This window comes from Streptomyces shinuiensis (assembly GCF_043660855.1).
Taxonomy (GTDB): Bacteria; Actinomycetota; Actinomycetes; order Streptomycetales; family Streptomycetaceae; genus Streptomyces.
Genome location: NZ_JBIHML010000001.1, coordinates 4,109,513 through 4,125,619 on the forward strand (window position 1 = coordinate 4,109,513; position 16,107 = coordinate 4,125,619).

General features: G+C 73.2%; 14 protein-coding genes and 2 tRNA genes. 14 read left to right on the forward strand and 2 right to left on the reverse strand.

The features are described 5' to 3' along the window. Positions 1-174 precede the first annotated feature (174 nt). The 5 genes from proB (at position 175) to ACGRHY_RS18615 (ending at position 5,298) form a co-directional block, all read left to right on the forward strand. Positions 175-1,293, forward strand: a complete 1,119-nt coding sequence (gene proB / locus ACGRHY_RS18595; protein ID WP_394638113.1) for a glutamate 5-kinase — start codon at positions 175-177, stop codon at positions 1,291-1,293. 88 nt (positions 1,294-1,381) lie between these two features. After that, positions 1,382-1,948 (forward strand): DUF8830 family protein, encoded by a 567-nt coding sequence (locus ACGRHY_RS18600; protein WP_394638114.1) that lies wholly within the window; start codon positions 1,382-1,384, stop codon positions 1,946-1,948. A gap of 72 nt (positions 1,949-2,020) precedes the next feature. Then, positions 2,021-3,298, forward strand: coding sequence for a glutamate-5-semialdehyde dehydrogenase (locus tag ACGRHY_RS18605; RefSeq protein WP_394636443.1), 1,278 nt, complete (start codon positions 2,021-2,023; stop codon positions 3,296-3,298). A 98-nt stretch (positions 3,299-3,396) separates the two neighbouring features. After that, a complete protein-coding gene (locus ACGRHY_RS18610; protein ID WP_394636444.1) occupies positions 3,397-4,092 on the forward strand; it encodes an SCO2584 family spore wall biosynthesis protein in 696 nt (231 codons plus the stop codon). 126 nt (positions 4,093-4,218) lie between these two features. Continuing rightward, complete coding sequence (locus ACGRHY_RS18615; RefSeq protein WP_394636445.1) at positions 4,219-5,298, forward strand: SCO2583 family membrane protein; 1,080 nt, start codon at positions 4,219-4,221, stop codon at positions 5,296-5,298. On the opposite strand, the gene ACGRHY_RS18620 is transcribed toward ACGRHY_RS18615, so the two are convergent. Beyond that, positions 5,276-6,382: a M48 family metallopeptidase gene (locus tag ACGRHY_RS18620; protein ID WP_394636446.1), complete on the reverse strand. Its 1,107-nt coding sequence runs from the start codon at positions 6,380-6,382 to the stop codon at positions 5,276-5,278. The genes ACGRHY_RS18615 and ACGRHY_RS18620 overlap by 23 nt on opposite strands. A gap of 140 nt (positions 6,383-6,522) precedes the next feature. Between ACGRHY_RS18620 and ACGRHY_RS18625 the strand changes: the two genes are divergently transcribed. From ACGRHY_RS18625 to ACGRHY_RS18655, 7 genes are all read left to right on the forward strand, one after another. Then, complete coding sequence (locus ACGRHY_RS18625; RefSeq protein ID WP_394636447.1) at positions 6,523-6,687, forward strand: hypothetical protein; 165 nt, start codon at positions 6,523-6,525, stop codon at positions 6,685-6,687. 55 nt (positions 6,688-6,742) lie between these two features. Then, entirely contained in the window at positions 6,743-7,372 is a 630-nt protein-coding gene (gene nadD / locus ACGRHY_RS18630) for a nicotinate-nucleotide adenylyltransferase (protein WP_394636448.1), read from the forward strand. 13 nt (positions 7,373-7,385) lie between these two features. Further along, on the forward strand, positions 7,386-9,257 hold the full coding sequence (locus tag ACGRHY_RS18635) for an LCP family protein (RefSeq protein WP_394636449.1): 1,872 nt from the start codon (positions 7,386-7,388) through the stop codon (positions 9,255-9,257). A 142-nt stretch (positions 9,258-9,399) separates the two neighbouring features. After that, positions 9,400-9,819: a ribosome silencing factor gene (gene rsfS, locus ACGRHY_RS18640; protein ID WP_394636450.1), complete on the forward strand. Its 420-nt coding sequence runs from the start codon at positions 9,400-9,402 to the stop codon at positions 9,817-9,819. 8 nt (positions 9,820-9,827) lie between these two features. Continuing rightward, entirely contained in the window at positions 9,828-10,469 is a 642-nt protein-coding gene (locus ACGRHY_RS18645) for a histidine phosphatase family protein (RefSeq protein WP_394636451.1), read from the forward strand. A gap of 140 nt (positions 10,470-10,609) precedes the next feature. Next, positions 10,610-10,682 (forward strand) — tRNA-Ala (locus ACGRHY_RS18650). Positions 10,683-10,957: 275 nt separating this feature from the next. Then, complete coding sequence (locus ACGRHY_RS18655) at positions 10,958-11,191, forward strand: hypothetical protein (RefSeq protein WP_394636452.1); 234 nt, start codon at positions 10,958-10,960, stop codon at positions 11,189-11,191. Here ACGRHY_RS18655 and ACGRHY_RS18660 read toward each other — a convergent pair. Further along, positions 11,170-12,582, reverse strand: a complete 1,413-nt coding sequence (locus ACGRHY_RS18660) for a glycosyltransferase 87 family protein (protein WP_394636453.1) — start codon at positions 12,580-12,582, stop codon at positions 11,170-11,172. The two genes, ACGRHY_RS18655 and ACGRHY_RS18660, sit on opposite strands and share 22 nt — an antisense overlap. A 255-nt stretch (positions 12,583-12,837) precedes the next feature. On the opposite strand from ACGRHY_RS18660, the gene ACGRHY_RS18665 reads away from it, so the two are divergent. Together ACGRHY_RS18665 and leuS are read left to right on the forward strand one after the other, a co-directional pair. Then, positions 12,838-12,910: transfer RNA gene (locus ACGRHY_RS18665), tRNA-Ala, on the forward strand. Positions 12,911-13,196: 286 nt separating this feature from the next. Next, positions 13,197-16,091, forward strand: a complete 2,895-nt coding sequence (leuS, locus tag ACGRHY_RS18670; RefSeq protein ID WP_394636454.1) for a leucine--tRNA ligase — start codon at positions 13,197-13,199, stop codon at positions 16,089-16,091. Positions 16,092-16,107 lie beyond the last annotated feature (16 nt).

A 16,107-nucleotide genomic window follows, 5' to 3' on the forward strand; every position in this document is an offset into this window, starting at 1 on the left:
ACGGAGCGCAAACGCCACCGGGCCCCCGTTGCGCCCATCGGGCGCACCGTCCGGGAGTCGGAACGGGCGGGCGGGCCGGGGTGGGGCTCGCGTAGATTGCACAGCGACCGGACGAGAGAACGCATACAGGGGACGGCGCAGGTGGCAGCGGCAGAGCAGGGCCTTCGGCGGGACGTGCGAGACGCCCGCAGGATCGTGGTGAAGATCGGGTCGTCCTCGCTGACCACGGCCGCCGGCGGGCTGGACGCCGACCGGGTGGACGCGCTGGTGGACGTGGTGGCCAGGTGCCTCGGCGCCCCGGAGGACGAGGACAGCAAGGAGATCGTGCTGGTCTCCTCCGGCGCCATCGCCGCCGGACTGGCGCCGCTGGGCCTGGACGGGCGGCCCCGCGACCTCGCCCGCCAGCAGGCCGCCGCCAGCGTCGGCCAGGGACTGCTGGTGGCCCGCTACACCGCCTCCTTCGCCCGCTACGGCCGGCGCGTCGGCCAGGTGCTGCTGACCTCGGACGACACCAGCCGTCGCGCGCACTACCGCAACGCCTACCGCACCCTCGACCAGCTCCTGGCCATGGGCACGGTGCCGGTCGTCAACGAGAACGACACCGTCGCCACCGACGAGATCCGCTTCGGCGACAACGACCGGCTGGCCGCGCTGGTCGCCCACCTCGTCCGCGCCGAGCTGCTGATCCTGCTCTCCGACGTCGACGGCCTCTACGACGGCAACCCGGCCACCCCCGGCACCTCCCTCATCCGGGAGGTGCGCGGCCCGCACGACCTGGACGAGGTGGAGATCGGCAGCGCCGGGAAGGCCGGGGTCGGCACCGGGGGCATGGTCACCAAGGTCGAGGCGGCCCGGATCGCCGCCGGGGCCGGCGTCCCCGTGGTGCTCACCTCCGCCACCCGCGCCGCCGACGCCCTCGCCGGGCGGCCCGTGGGCACCTACTTCCACCGCACCGGCCGCCGCTCCGCCGGCCGGCTGCTGTGGCTGGCCCACGCCTCCGCCCCGCGCGGCGCGCTGGTGCTGGACGACGGCGCGGTACGGGCCGTGGTCGAGCGGCGCACCTCGCTGCTGCCCGCCGGGCTGGCCGGAGTGGAGGGCGAGTTCTCCGCCGGGGACCCGGTCGAGCTGCGGGACGCCGCCGGGCGGGCCGTCGCCCGCGGGCTGGTCAACTTCGACGCGCGCGAGATCCCCCGGCTGATCGGCCGCTCCACCCGCGACCTGGCCCGCGAACTCGGACCCGCGTACGAGAGGGAGGTCGTCCACCGCGACGACCTGGTCCTGCTGCGCCGCTGACGGCACCTCTGACGGTGCCTTCGGGTCAGCCTTTCAACGGAGACCTTCCCGAAAACCGCCACACGGTGGCCCGAGTACTGGTCAACTTCTGTGGGAGGCCCGCGCCGGGACGGTGTTCCGGGGCACGGCCGCACGAGCGCAGTCGCACGAGCACAGTCACATGAGTTCGGCACCACACGGGAGGCCGCCGGTGAGACGACTGACCAGCGTCGACTTGGGGTACCCCCAGCGAGGCGACGGGGCGGGGAGCCCCCTGCGGGGCCCGGCGGAGCCGGGCTCCCGCCGCGGCGGGGAGGAGGGCCGCTCCGACGGCGCCTCGCGCCTGTGGCACGTCACCCTCAGCGTCTCCGGGGCCGAGGCGCCCCTGAGGGACGTCAGACGGGCGCTGGAGCGGCTCGCCCACGACCACCCCTTCCTGCTGGCCGGCCGGTACGCCAACGACCACGCCGAGATCCGCTACTGGGAGGAGGCCCGTGACCTCCACGACGCCGCGGCCGTGGCGCTGCGGCTGTGGGGCGAGCACCGGGCGTCGGCGAAGCTGCCGCCGTGGGAGATCGTCGGGCTGGAGGTCATCGGCCGTGAGACGTACCACCAGCGGGTGGCGGAGGGCTACGGCCCGCACCCCGCCGTACCGGCGGGCGTCCACCCGTTCTGACCACGGGCACACCACCCGTCTCGCACTGCGGACCTCGGGATGGACGCCGCCCGCCCTGGCTACGCTGGGAGCATGAGCAGCGCATCGCAGACCTCGCCCGTGACCGACACCGCCCGCCGTGCCAAGGAGGCGGCCGCCGCGCTCGCCCCGCTGCCGCGCACCGCGCGCGACGGCGCGCTGCTCGCGATCGCCGACGCCCTGGTGGCCCGCGCCGGCGAGATCGTCGAGGCCAACGCCGCGGATGTGGAGAAGGCCCGCGCCGCCGGGACGGCCGACTCCATCGTCGACCGGCTCACCCTCACCCCCGAGCGGATCGCAGCCATCGCCTCCGACGTGCGCGACGTGGTGGCCCTGCCCGACCCGGTGGGCGAGGTGGTGCGCGGCTCCACGCTCCCCAACGGCCTGGAGCTGCGCCAGGTGCGGGTGCCGCTCGGCGTGGTCGGCATCGTCTACGAGGCCCGGCCCAACGTCACCGTGGACGCCACCGTGCTCTGTCTGAAGGCCGGCAACGCGGTGCTGCTGCGCGGCTCGTCCTCCGCGTACTCCTCCAACACCGCCCTGGTCGCCGTGCTGCGCGACGCCGTGGCCTCGGCCGGGCTCCCGGCCGACGCCGTCCAGCTCGTGCCCGGCGAGAGCCGTGACAGCGTCAAGGAGCTGATGCGCGCCCGCGGCCTGGTGGACGTGCTGATCCCGCGCGGCGGCGCCTCCCTGATCAAAACGGTCGTGGAGGAGTCCACCGTGCCCGTCATCGAGACCGGCACCGGCAACTGCCACGTCTACGTCGACGAGCACGCAGACCTCGACACGGCCGTGGAGATCCTGGTCAACTCCAAGGCGCAGCGCCCCAGCGTCTGCAACGCCGCCGAGACCGTGCTGGTGCACTCCGGCGTCGCCGACGCCTTCCTGCCGCGCGCCCTGGCCGCGCTGGAGAAGGCCGGGGTGACCGTCCACGGCGACGGGGCCTGGGCGAAGGCGGGCGAGGCAGGCGGCGTGGACGTGGTGCCCGCCACGGAGGAGGACTGGGCCACCGAGTACCTCTCCTACGACATCGCCGCCGCGGTGGTGCCCTCCCTGGACGCCGCGGTGGAGCACATCCGCCGCTGGAGCTCCGGCCACACCGAGGCGATCGTCACCTCCGACACCTCCGCGGCCCGCCGCTTCGTGTCGCTGGTGGACTCCACCGCCGTCATGGTCAACGCCTCCACCCGCTTCACCGACGGCGGCCAGTTCGGTTTCGGCGCCGAGATCGGCATCTCCACGCAGAAGCTGCACGCCCGCGGACCCATGGGCCTGCCGGAGCTGACCTCGACGAAGTACGTGGTCACGGGCGAGGGGCACGTGCGCGACTGAGCCCGCCGCTCCCCGGCACGTTTCCGGGGGGAGCGCGCGAAGCAGACGAATCACCGTTCTCCCTGCCCAAAGTCCTCCGGCCGGTCTACGCTGGTTCCGTGCCGGAGGATGTGGGGGGCCAGCCGCACCAGAGCGGCGAGGAGCCCGACGACCGCGACCGCGCGGCGGCGGACGACGCGTTCGCAGCCGTGGTGCTCGACGAGTCCTTCGTACGCGCCGCCCTGATCCACGAGCCCACCGCCGCCGAGCGCACACTGGCCGCCGCCCAGTCCCCCTCCGAGACCGAGGCGGCGCTCGCGCGCGACGACCAGTACGGCCACGGACCGTGGCTGGACGACCCCGAGGGCGCCGAACACGACCGCGACGGCGGGGAGGACGACGGCGACGACCACCACGGCCGGTACCGCTACGGCCGGCTGGAGTTCGCCGACCGCCTCGACCACCTGGAGTACGTGGAGGACACCGAGTACCCGGAGGACGCCGGGTACGCCGGCTACACCGAGGACACCGACGACCGGAGCGGCCTCCACGGGCACCGCCCGCGCCCCTACCGCGGCCACGTCCGCTGGCAGCGGCCGGTCGCCTGGGTGCTCGCCGTGGTGATGGGCGTCGGCATCGTCGCGATGGCCTTCGCCGCCGTCCACCGGGGCGCCTCCGGCCAGCGGCAGCAGACCCCGCCGGAGCCCCCGCCGGCGACCAGCGGGGTCGACGCCCCGCCGCCGGCCGGCCGGTCCGGCGCGCTGCCGTCCCTGTCCGGCCACTACAGCACGTCCTCGCTCGACGGCCGGGCGTAGCGGGCGCCGTCGGGCCGTCGCCCGTCAGGCGCCGGGTAGGCCGCCCGGCGGACTCTGCCCGACTTTTCCCGTAATTCGGAGACTTGGGGCCGGTTTGAGCGCCTTTGCCGGACCTACTCTGGGGGTATGGCCGGGCCTGGAGATCCACCGCCCCGGGGCTTCTCCGGGGGCGGCGACGACGAGTACCGCTCCACCGTCTTCGACGAGTCGTTCGTCCGGGCTGCCCGCCTCCAGGAGTTCTCCGCGCGGGAGCGGCTGGCCGACTGCGAACACCCCGTCCGCACCCTCCCGCCCCGGCCGCTGCGCGGGAAGCCGTGGCGGGGCCTGGTCCTGGCGGTGCTGATCGTGTTCGCCTTCGGCGCCGTGGTCTACGCGGGGATCCGCACCCAGCAGCAGCCCGTGGGCCGGTCGGTGCCGCGGGTGATGAGCAGCACGGTCGTCCCGCTCTCGCCGGGCGGGGAGAGCAGGGTGCCCGGCGGGCGGCCGGCACGGCTGCTCGAACGCAGCCCGGCGGCGGAGTTCTACACCGGGGCCGCCGGAGTGACGCTGCCCCCGGTCCGCTCCACCGCCCACTTCGCCGACAGCCAGGTGCTCGCCGCGCTGGCCGTCGCCAAGGAGTACGTGGTCGAGAGCTCCCTCAATCCCGAGGTGCTGAGCGGTGAGACCGCGCGGCCGGTGCGGATACTGATCGACCCGGGCCAGCACGCGCAGTTCGACCGCAGCATCGAACGGCCCGCGGCCGACGGCCGACACGCGGCGACCGGCTGGCTGGTGCGCTTCGCCCCCGGGCACACGGAGTTCGCCGGCGAGGGGGTGCGCGTCCGCGGCACGATGGAGGTCCGCGAGACGGAGGCCGACGCGCTGGAGATCGTCACCGACCACGTCTTCGTCTACGCCGTCCGCCCCGCCCGGGCGGACGGCGCCCGGCCGGACGGGGAGGCCGCCTCGCTGTTCACGGTGCGGCGGGAACTGCGGCTGCGCTTCGACCGCGAGGACCTGCGCGACCAGCACCTGACGGTGGAGCGCAGCGAGGTACGGGCCGGGCCGATGTCCTGCGCGGCCCGGGCCCACGACGTCCTGCGCCCGCTCACGGCCGGGCAGACCGCCGGTGCCGACCACCCGGCCGGCACCGACCCGTACGTGCGCGACGGCGGCGACAGCCCGGTGTGCGGGACACTGGACCCTAACTCCCTGCCGCGCCCGTAGCGCCTTCCGCGCCGCCGTCGCCCTTGCCGCCCGCGCCGCCGCCCGCGCCGCCCGTGCCGCGCCCGGCGAAGCGGTCGCGCAGCTTCCCGCCCAGGTCACCGGCGCCGTCGCCCAGGTCCCGGAGCAGACCCATGAGCGGGTCCCTGCTGGTGCGCACGGTGTCGGAGTAGTGGCTCGCGGACTGCCGGAACGACTCGTAGACCGAGGTGTCCTTGTCGTCCTCGCGCCGGTCGTAGTGGCCTTCCATGATCCGCTGGTGGTCGCGGCTCGCGGCCCACTCGCGCAGCTCCGCGGCGCGCACCGTGGTGAAGGGGTGGCTGCGCGGCAGCACGTTGAGGATCTTCAGCACCGAGTCGCGCAGATCGCCGGAGGACTCGTACTCGTCGGCCTGCTTCAGGAAGGCGTCGACGTTCATCTCGTGCAGATGGTTGCCGCCGGCGATCTTCATCAGACCGCGCATCGACGCCTGGAGGTCCTGGCCGACCAGCAGTCCGGCCCGGTCGGCCGACAGCTCCGACTTGCGGAACCACTCGCGCAGCGCCGTCACGAGTGCCATGATCGCCACATTCCCCAGCGGGATCCACGCCACCTTGACGGCCAGGCCGGTCAGGAACAGCAGGATCGTCCGGTACACCGCGTGCCCGGACAGGGCGTGGCCGACCTCGTGGCCGATCACCGCCCGCATCTCCTCCTCGTCCAGCAGCTCGACCAGTCCGGTGGTCACCACGATGACCGGCTCGTCCAGGCCGATGCACATGGCGTTGGGCTTCGGGTCCTGCGTGACGTACATCGCCGGGACCTTCTCCAGGTCCAGGATGTAGCAGGCGTCGCGCAGCACGGCGTACAGGTGGGTGAACTGCGCGTCGTCCACCCGGACCGAGTCCGACAGGAACAGCAGGCGCAGGCTGCGCTCGGGCAGCAGCCCGCTCAGCGCCTTGAAGACCGTGTCGAACCCGCTCAGCCTGCGCAGGGCCACCAGTGCCGAGCGGTCCGCGGGGTGCTCGTACGCCCGCGAGGAGATCCCGGGGAAGCGCCGTCTGCTGCGGCCGGGAAGGTGCTCGGTGGTGCCGTTGCCGTCTGTCATCGTCCGCCCCCTGCGGGTCTGGTGTGGGCCCGTCCCCCGTCTCGGACCCCACCCTAGGTGGTGGGTGCCACACGCCACAGCACACCGCCACGCTTACGATGTGCTCAAGTTTCCGCCCCTACCCGATAGGTCTGCCGACGATGACCCTCCCCGACACCGTGCACACCCTGACCCTCCTGGCCTCCAGCGCCGAGAACGGCGAGCACGGCGGTGCGTCCGCCAACCCGTTCGTCACCGGTCTCGGCGCTCTGGCGGTGCTGCTCCTGCTGCTGTGGATCACCACCCGCTTCAACCGGGACCGCTGAGGCACCGGGCCCGGACGGCGGCGCGATCGGCGCCGGAAGGCTAAGGTCGGCACGCATGGGAGAGCACATAGTGTCCGGCGCCGGCAAACGGCGGCTGGGCGTGATGGGCGGGACGTTCGACCCCATCCACCACGGGCACCTGGTCGCGGCGAGCGAGGTGGCGGCCAGGTTCCACCTGGACGAGGTGGTCTTCGTGCCGACCGGGCAACCCTGGCAGAAGAGCCACAAGGCGGTGTCGCCGGCCGAGGACCGCTACCTGATGACGGTCATCGCCACGGCGTCCAACCCGCAGTTCTCGGTCAGCCGCATCGACATCGACCGCGGCGGCCGGACGTACACCATCGACACCCTGCGGGACCTGAGGGCGCTGCACGCCGACGCCGACCTGTTCTTCATCACCGGCGCCGACGCACTCGCCCAGATCCTGACCTGGCGCGACGTCGACGAACTGTTCTCGCTCGCCCACTTCATCGGGGTCACCCGCCCGGGGCACGCCCTCGCCGATCCGGGCCTGCCGGCCGGCGGGGTGTCCCTGATCGAGGTCCCGGCGCTGGCCATCTCCTCGACGGACTGCCGTGCGCGTGTGGCGCAGGGGGACCCCGTCTGGTATCTGGTGCCGGACGGTGTGGTGCGCTACATCAACAAACGCAGGCTGTACCGGGACGGCCGGGCACCGAAGGGTTAGAGGGGCGGCAGTCGTGAACGACCGACAGGACCCGTACGGGCCGGGGAACCCGCCGCAGGCGAGCGGCCACATCTACGGTTACGACGAGTACGGGCGGCCGGTCTACGGCGAGCAGGGGTCCGGCGCGCCGCACGGGGACGCTCCGTACGACCCCTCGTACGGCTCCGCGTACGGACAGGATCCCCGGACGGAGCAGCAGCCCGCGTACGACCCGTACGGCACGGGCTCCTACGACCCGGGCACGTACGCCCCCGGCTCCTATGCCCCCGATCCCTACGCGGGGGGAGCCCAGGCCCCTTACGCCCAGGACCCGTACGCGCAGGACCCGTACGCGCAGGACCCGTACGCCCAGGACCCGTACGCTCCCGAAACCCACGGCGGCGGGTACGACGGGCAGGACGGCCGGTACGGCGACCGGGACGCCTCCGCCACCGGGCGGCAGGACCCGGTCACGGAGCCGTGGATCCCGCAGCAGGCACAGGAGCCCTGGTACGAGGAGCGGCCCGCCGGGCGCACCGGGCCGGCCGGGGCCGGCGGCGCGCCGGGGTCCGGGCCCGGCGCGGGCCGCGGCACCGGTGCCCCCACCGGCGACGACGCCCCTGCCGGTACCGACGCCGACGAGTACCGCACCGAGGAGTTCTCCTTCGTCGAGGAGCAGGACGAGGAGTCCGAGGACGTCATCGACTGGCTGAAGTTCTCCGAGAGCCGCACCGAGCGGCGCGAGGAGGCCAAGCGCCGGGGCCGCAACCGCACGGTGGCCCTGGTCGCGGCGCTCGCCGTGGTGCTGGCCGGCGGCGTCGGCTGGCTCTGGTGGGCGGGCATGCTGCCCGGCACCCCCGGGGACGGCGGGGCCGGCGAGGCGGCGTCGGGCGCCCAGAAGCGCAAGGTGATCGTCGTCCACCTGCGCGACATCGACGACGGGGAGATGTCCACCGCGCTGCTGGTCAACAACGAGACGGCGGGCAGGGGCACCACCGTCCTGCTGCCCAATTCCCTGGTCGTCGCCTCCGGTGGCGCGGGGGAGGGGACGACGCTGGGCAAGTCCTTCGAGGCCGAGGGCGCGGCGGCCACCCGCGACGCGCTGGGCCTGCTGCTGGGCACCGACATCAGGGGCACCTGGCGGCTGGACACCCCCTATCTGGAGAACTGGGTCGATCTGGTCGGCGGTATCTCCCTGGACGCCGACGCCACCGTGCCCGGCGCGGAGAAGGAGGACGATCCGCTGGTGCGTCGTGGCGAGGGGCGCGACCTGGACGGAAGGGCCGCCGTCGCCTACGCCACGCACCGGGCCGCGGGCGAACCGCAGACGAAGCAGCTCGCCCGGTTCGGGCAGGTCCTGCGGGCCACGCTGGAGAAGATGTCCGACGACCCGAAGACCGCCACCGGCACGGTCCGGGCGCTGACCCAGATCCTCGACCCCTCCCTGACCGACGGACAGCTCGGAGCCAGCCTCGCCTCGCTGGCCGGATACGCCGGGAAGGACGCCTACGGCACCGAACTGCTGCCGGTGGAGGCGGACGGCACGCTCAGCGACGCCACCAGCGAGGGTCTGGTGAAGGACGTGCTCGGCGGCACGGTGAGGAACACCGACCCCGGCGCCACGCCGCGGGTGAGCCTGAAGGACGCCACCGGCGACGAGAAGGCGGCGAACAACGCCCGGGTGGCGCTGGTCAACGGCGGCTACACCGTGGTCGGCGGCGGCAGCGCGGACTCCGCGCAGGCCACCACCCGCGTGACCTACTCCGACGCCGGGGACCGGGCCGGGGCCGAGGAGGTCGCCAGGACGCTCGGCCTGTCGGAGAAGGCCGTGGCCGAGGGCAAGGGCGCGGCGAACGCCGACATCACGGTGGTGCTGGGCCGGGACTACGAGCCCGGCGGGTCGTGAGACCGCGGGAGCCCGGCGGGGAGCGGTGGGAAGACCGGTGAGGAGCCCGGCGGGGGAGGCCCCGCCGGGCCCGGCGGGGCCGGGCGGCGGCGGATCGTGAGACCCTGGAGGGGTTGTAGACCACCGACCGAAAGCGTTGCCTGTGACCGCCACGGACCGCTCCATCGAGCTGATCAACGCAGCAGCCCAGGCTGCCGCCGACAAGCTCGCCCACGACGTCGTCGCGTACGACGTCAGCGATGTGCTCTCCATCACCGACGCCTTCCTGCTGGCCTCCGCGCCCAACGACCGCCAGGTCAAGTCGATCGTCGACGAGATCGAGGAACGGCTGCAGAAGGAGAAGGGCGTCAAGCCGGTGCGCCGCGAGGGCGAGCGCGACGGCCGCTGGGTCCTGCTGGACTTCGTCGACATCGTCGTGCACGTCCAGCACAGCGAGGAGCGGGTCTTCTACGCGCTGGAGCGTCTGTGGAAGGACTGCCCGGAGATCGACCTTCCCGAGGACGCCAAGGCCACCCGGGGCGAGGGCGAGGCCGCCGCGGGCGAGGGCGGTGAGCTGAGCTGAACGGACGCGTGGCGGGACGCGGCCGCCGCATCGTGCTGTGGCGGCACGGGCAGACCGCGTGGAACCTCGAACGCCGCTTCCAGGGAACCACGGACATCGAGCTGACCGAGGCGGGCCTGGAGCAGGCCCGCCGCGCCGCGCGGCTGCTCGCGGCGCTCAGGCCGGACGCGATCGTCGCCTCCGACCTGAAGAGGGCCGTCGACACCGCCGCCGAGCTGGCCGCGGTCACCGGCCTGGAGGTCACCCGCTACGAGGGCCTGCGCGAGACGTACGCGGGCGTGTGGCAGGGGCTGACGCACGAGGAGATCGTCGAGCGCCACGGCGGGGAGTACGCCGCCTGGAAGCGCGGCGAGCCCGTGCGGCGCGGCGGCGGCGAGCTGGAGACCGAGGTGGCCGACCGCGCGGCGCCGGTGGTCGAGCGCAACGTCGACAAGCTGCCCGACGGCGGGGTCCTGGTCGTGGTCAGCCACGGCGGCACGATCCGCACCACCATCGGCCGTCTGCTGGGCCTGGAGCCGAGCTCGTGGGAGTCGCTGGGCGGGCTGACCAACTGCTGCTGGTCCGTCCTGGGCGAGGGGGCGCGTGGCTGGCGGCTGCTGGAGCACAACGCCGGGACGCTTCCCCAGCCGGTCCTCGGCGACGACGTCTGACACGCTCCGAAGGCCGGGCCGGAAGGCGGTCCGGAGGCCGGCCGGGGCGGGCCGGCGGCGGATTTCGCATTCGGGCAGGTCACCGGTTAAGCTTCTTCCCGTTCACGGCACCGCGGTGAAAGCGGCGGAGCCGGAGCGATGGGGCTATAGCTCAGTTGGTAGAGCGCTTGCATGGCATGCAAGAGGTCAGGAGTTCGATTCTCCTTAGCTCCACGCAAGCGAGAGAGGTCCCGTCCCCCACCGGGGGCGGGATCTTCGCTTTTCCGGCGGAGGCCGTCCCGGAGCGGCGAGGGGGAAGCAGAACCTCGTCGCACCCGTTCACGCTCTCCTGCCCGCAGACGGAGCATGGCAGAATCGGAGCGCCGGACGGGCCGTTGCGCGCAGCGGGAGCCTGCCGGGGTGTTCGGAGACATCGAGGACGGCAGAGACAGCGGAGGGGTCCCCCACGTGCGCACGCCTGCGGTCACGGCTGGAGTTGACTGACGGACATGGGTGCACACAGCAGGAAGTGCGACTGGTGCGGCGGCGGGACCCCGATCGTCCGCGACATGGAGCCGGTCAACACGGCGTACCAGTACTGGTGCGTCGAGTGCGCGCGGGCGCTGATCATCAAGGGCGACCCGATCGAGACCTACCGCGAGCTGGAGGGCGAGCCGATCTACGGCCGGCTCCTGGAGGAGCACTGCACCCTCAAGCGCTTCTACTCCTTCGAGGCGGCCTGACCGCCGTCCGCCCGCGCGGAGGCCCGTGAGGCCTTACGGGGCCTGGGCGCGGGGAGGGCGTCGGAGGAGCCGGGCGGGCCCGGGTACGGCGCGGGCCGCCGCAGCGCGCGTACCGCCAGGACGGCGGCGAGGACGAGCAGCGCCGCGCCCGCCGCCGGATAGACCGCCGACAGCGCCATCTGCGCACCGCTCTGCCGCAGTTCGAACCGCTCCACCGGGGAGCCGTGCGGCACCCACCACAGCGCGTAGGAGCAGAACAGCAGCGCCGCCAGTGCCGTACCCGCCCACCACGGCGCGCTGCTCCGGTGCAGCGCCTCCGAGGCCAGCAGCAGCACGGCGGGCACGCACCACACCCAGTGGTGCGACCAGGAGACGGGGCTGACCAGCAGCGCGGTGCAGGCGACGCAGACGGCGGCCCAGGCGTGCGCGGAGGGCAGCCGGCGCGGGCCGGCGAGCACGGCGGCCACCGCGACGGCGAGCCCCGCCAGGGCCGCCGCGACGGCGAGCAGCGTCCAGCCGCCGCCGGGTTCGGCCGTGTGCAGCAACCGCGCCAGGGCGCCGCGCAGCGACTGGTTGGCGGTGTCCTCGACCCGGCCGACGCGCTCGGGCGAGAAGACCGCCCCCGTCCAGAAGTTCCGGGAGTCCCGCGGCAGCACCAGCACCGCCAGCACGACCGTCCCGGCGAACGCCCCCGAGGCGACGGCGGCCCGGCGCAGCCAGTGGTTCCAGAGCCGCACCGGGCGGCCGGCGAGGCGCCTTCGCCGCCAGGCCAGTGTCAGCCCGCACAGGGCCAGGAACACCGCGAACAGAGCGGGGGTCAGCTTGATCCCGGCGGCCACCCCGGTGCCGACGCCGGCCCAGCGGTGACCGGAGCGCCGGGACAGGTCCCACAGCACCAGCACCGCCAGCAGCAGGTTGATCTGGCCGTACCGCAGCGTCGTCCACACCGGCTCGCACCAGACGGCGACCGCCGACAGCGCCAGGGCGGCGGCCGGGCGGGGAAGGTTCAGCGGGCGTCCGGTCAGCCGCAGCGACAGATGGACCAGGGCGACCAGCAGGGCGAGGTTCGCGCCGGTCGCCAGCAGCCGCATCGTCGGCACGTCGACCAGGGTCAGGGGCATGAACAGCAGCGCGGCGAACGGCGGGTAGGTCATGGGCAGTTCGGCGTGCGTGGCGCGCATCGCGTACAGGTCGCCGCCGTTGCGGGCCGTCCAGCCCTCGGCCCGGTAGACCATCAGGTCGATCATGGAGACGTTCGCCGCGCTCTGCGCCGCCAGGAAGGCGGTGAAGGAGAGCAGGCAGCACACGGCAGCGAGCCGGGTGGAGCGCTTCAGCAGATACGCCCGCGCCGCGGGGAACCGGCGGTCGGCGGTCAACTGCAGCGTGCTCACGGGCGGCTCCGGGTCCTGGCGTGACGGTCGTCGGGTAGGGCTGGGGCGGTCGGGACCTTCCACGGCCGGCCGTGTGCGTGGACGTGCGCGCGGGCGCGGCCGGTTGCCCGGAAGCGGCGGGGAGTCGCGTACGGGTGTGGAGATACGACAGTACCCGGCCGGCCGTGACCTGCCCGTTATGGGATTTGGCGAAGGGTGCTCCCGGGCGTGTACAGTGGGCATCGCCGCCGCGGGGGATCGCGGCGGACGGAACAAGGGGCTATAGCTCAGTTGGTAGAGCGCTTGCATGGCATGCAAGAGGTCAGGAGTTCGATTCTCCTTAGCTCCACAGCGGGTCCACAGCGAGACGGCGGGCCGCCCGGACGGGCGGCCCGTTTCCGTCTGTCCGGTCCCCGGAGGGCCGCCGGGGCGGGGGAGGCCTTGCGGTACCCTGACGGCATGCGTGCCGTACGCCTTCTGCTTAGCGGGCCGCGCTGAACCAGCGCCGACCCTCCGGTCCCGGTTCCGGTGAGGTCGGAACCAGCGCGGCGTCCCCTCCTGTGCGAGGGGTCTTTTCGTTTACGGGCCGTGAGCCCTCCCGCGGGCAGACGACGACCGATGGAGCTTAGAGGACGATGAGCGAGACCACCGCCGCCGCGGAGACCGCGGCCCCCCATCGCTACACGGCCGCGCTGGCCGCGGAGATCGAGGCGCGCTGGCAGGACTTCTGGGACGAGCGCGGCGTGTACGAGGCGCCCAACCCCGGCGGGGACCTGGCCGGCGATCCGGAGACCGTCGCCCGCCCCAAGCGCTTCATCATGGACATGTTCCCGTACCCCTCGGGTGCGGGCCTGCACGTCGGGCATCCGCTGGGCTACATCGCCACGGACGTCACCGCGCGCTACCTGCGCATGACCGGCCACAACGTGCTGCACACCCTGGGCTTCGACGCCTTCGGCCTGCCCGCCGAGCAGTACGCCGTGCAGACCGGCACCCATCCGAGGGTGTCCACCGAGGCCAACATCGGGAACATGAAGGCCCAGCTGCGGCGGCTGGGCCTGGGCCACGACCAGCGCCGGTCCTTCGCCACGATCGACCCGGACTACTACAAGTGGACCCAGTGGATCTTCCTGCAGATCTTCAACTCCTGGTACGACGAGGAGGCCGACCGGGCCCGGCCGGTCTCCGAACTGGTCGAGCGGTTCGAGGCCGGCACGCGTCCCACGCCGGACGGCCGGGCCTGGAGCGAGCTGAGCGAGACCGAGCAGGCCGACGTACTGGGTGAGTACCGCCTGGCGTACGCCTCCGACGCGCCGGTCAACTGGTGTCCCGGCCTGGGCACCGTCCTGGCCAACGAGGAGGTCACCGCCGAGGGCCGCTCCGAGCGCGGCAACTACCCCGTCTTCAAGGCCAAGCTGCGCCAGTGGAACATGCGCATCACCGCCTACGCCGAGCGGCTGCTGCGCGACCTGGACGCGCTGGACTGGCCCGAGGCGATCAAGTTGCAGCAGCGCAACTGGATCGGCCGCAGCGAGGGCGCCCGCATCGAGTTCCCGGTCGAGGTCGAGGACGCCGGCGGCGAGGGCTCCGGCGAGCGGATCACCGTCTTCACCACCCGTCAGGACACTCTGTTCGGGGCCACGTACATGGTGCTGGCACCCGAGCACGAGCTGGTGGACCGGATCGTCCCCGGCGCCTGGCCCGAGGGCACCCGCGAGGTGTGGACGGGGGGTCACCCCACCCCGGCCGAGGCGGTCTCGGAGTACCGCAAGCGGGCGGCCGCCAAGTCGGACGTCGAGCGGCAGGCCGAGTCGAAGGAGAAGACCGGTGTCTTCACCGGCGCCTACGCCGTCAACCCGGCGGGCGGTGAGCGGATCCCCGTCTTCATCGCCGACTACGTGCTGATGGGCTACGGCACCGGCGCGATCATGGCCGTCCCCGCGCACGACAGCCGCGACTTCGCCTTCGCCCGCGCCTTCGAACTGCCGATGCGCTGCGTGGTCGAGCCGACCGACGGCCGCGGCACCGACCCGGCGACCTGGGACGACGCCTTCTCCTCCTACGACGCCGCGATCGTCAACTCCACCGGTGTGGAGGTGTCGCTGGACGGTCTGGTCGTGGCCGAGGCGAAGGCCCGGACGACCGAGTGGCTGACCGAGCGCGGCATCGGCGAAGGCACCGTCAACTACCGCCTGCGCGACTGGCTGTTCAGCCGCCAGCGCTACTGGGGCGAGCCGTTCCCGATCGTCTACGACGAGGACGGCGTGGCACACGCGCTGCCCGAGTCGATGCTGCCGCTGCAACTGCCCGAGGTCGAGGACTACTCCCCGCGCACCTTCGACCCCGACGACGCCGACACCGAGCCCGAGACCCCGCTGTCGCGGAACGAGGAGTGGGTGAACGTCACGCTGGACCTGGGCGACGGGCGCGGTCCGCGCAGGTTCCGCCGCGAGACCAACACCATGCCCAACTGGGCCGGTTCCTGCTGGTACGAGCTGCGCTACCTGGATCCGCACAACGACGAGAAGCTGGTCGACCCGGAGATCGAGCGCTACTGGATGGGCCCGCGCGAGGGGATGCCCACCGGGGGCGTGGACCTGTACGTCGGCGGCGCCGAACACGCCGTGCTGCACCTGCTGTACGCCCGCTTCTGGTCCAAGGTGCTGTACGACCTGGGGCACGTCTCCTCGGCCGAGCCGTTCCACAAGCTGTTCAACCAGGGCATGATCCAGGCCTACGTCTACCGCGACTCCCGCGGCATCGCGGTGCCCGCCGCCGAGGTGACCGAGCGCGACGGCGCCTACTGGTACAACGGCGAGAAGGTCGACCGGGCGCTGGGCAAGATGGGCAAGTCCCTGAAGAACGCCGTCACTCCGGACGAGATCTGCGCCGAGTACGGCGCGGACACCCTGCGGCTGTACGAGATGGCGATGGGCCCGCTGGACGTCTCCCGCCCGTGGGACACCCGCGCGGTCGTCGGCCAGTACCGGCTGCTGCAGCGGCTGTGGCGCAACGTCGTCGACGAGGCGACGGGCGAGGTCTCGGTCGTCGGGGCCGAGCCGGACGAGGAGACCCTGCGCGCGCTGCACAAGGCGGTCGACGGGGTGCGGCAGGACATGGAGGGCCTGCGCTTCAACACCGCCATCGCGAAGATCACCGAGCTGAACAACCACGTCACCCGGCTGCGCGAGGTGCCCCGGCCGGTGGCCGAGCACCTGGTGCTGCTGATCGCGCCGCTGGCCCCGCACATCGCCGAGGAACTGTGGCGCAGGCTGGGCCACGGCACCAGCGTCGTCCACGAGGACTTCCCCGTGGCCGATCCGCGGTACGTGGTGGACGAGACCGTGACCTGCGTCGTGCAGGTGCGGGGCAAGGTCAGGGCCCGGCTGGAGGTCGCCCCGGACATCTCCGGAGCCGATCTGGAGGCGCGGGCGCTGGCCGAGCCGGCGATCGTCGGCGCACTGGGCGGGGCGGACGTCCGCAAGGTGATCGTGCGGGCGCCGAAGCTGGTGAACGTCGTCCCCGCCTGACCCCGGGCACGTACGT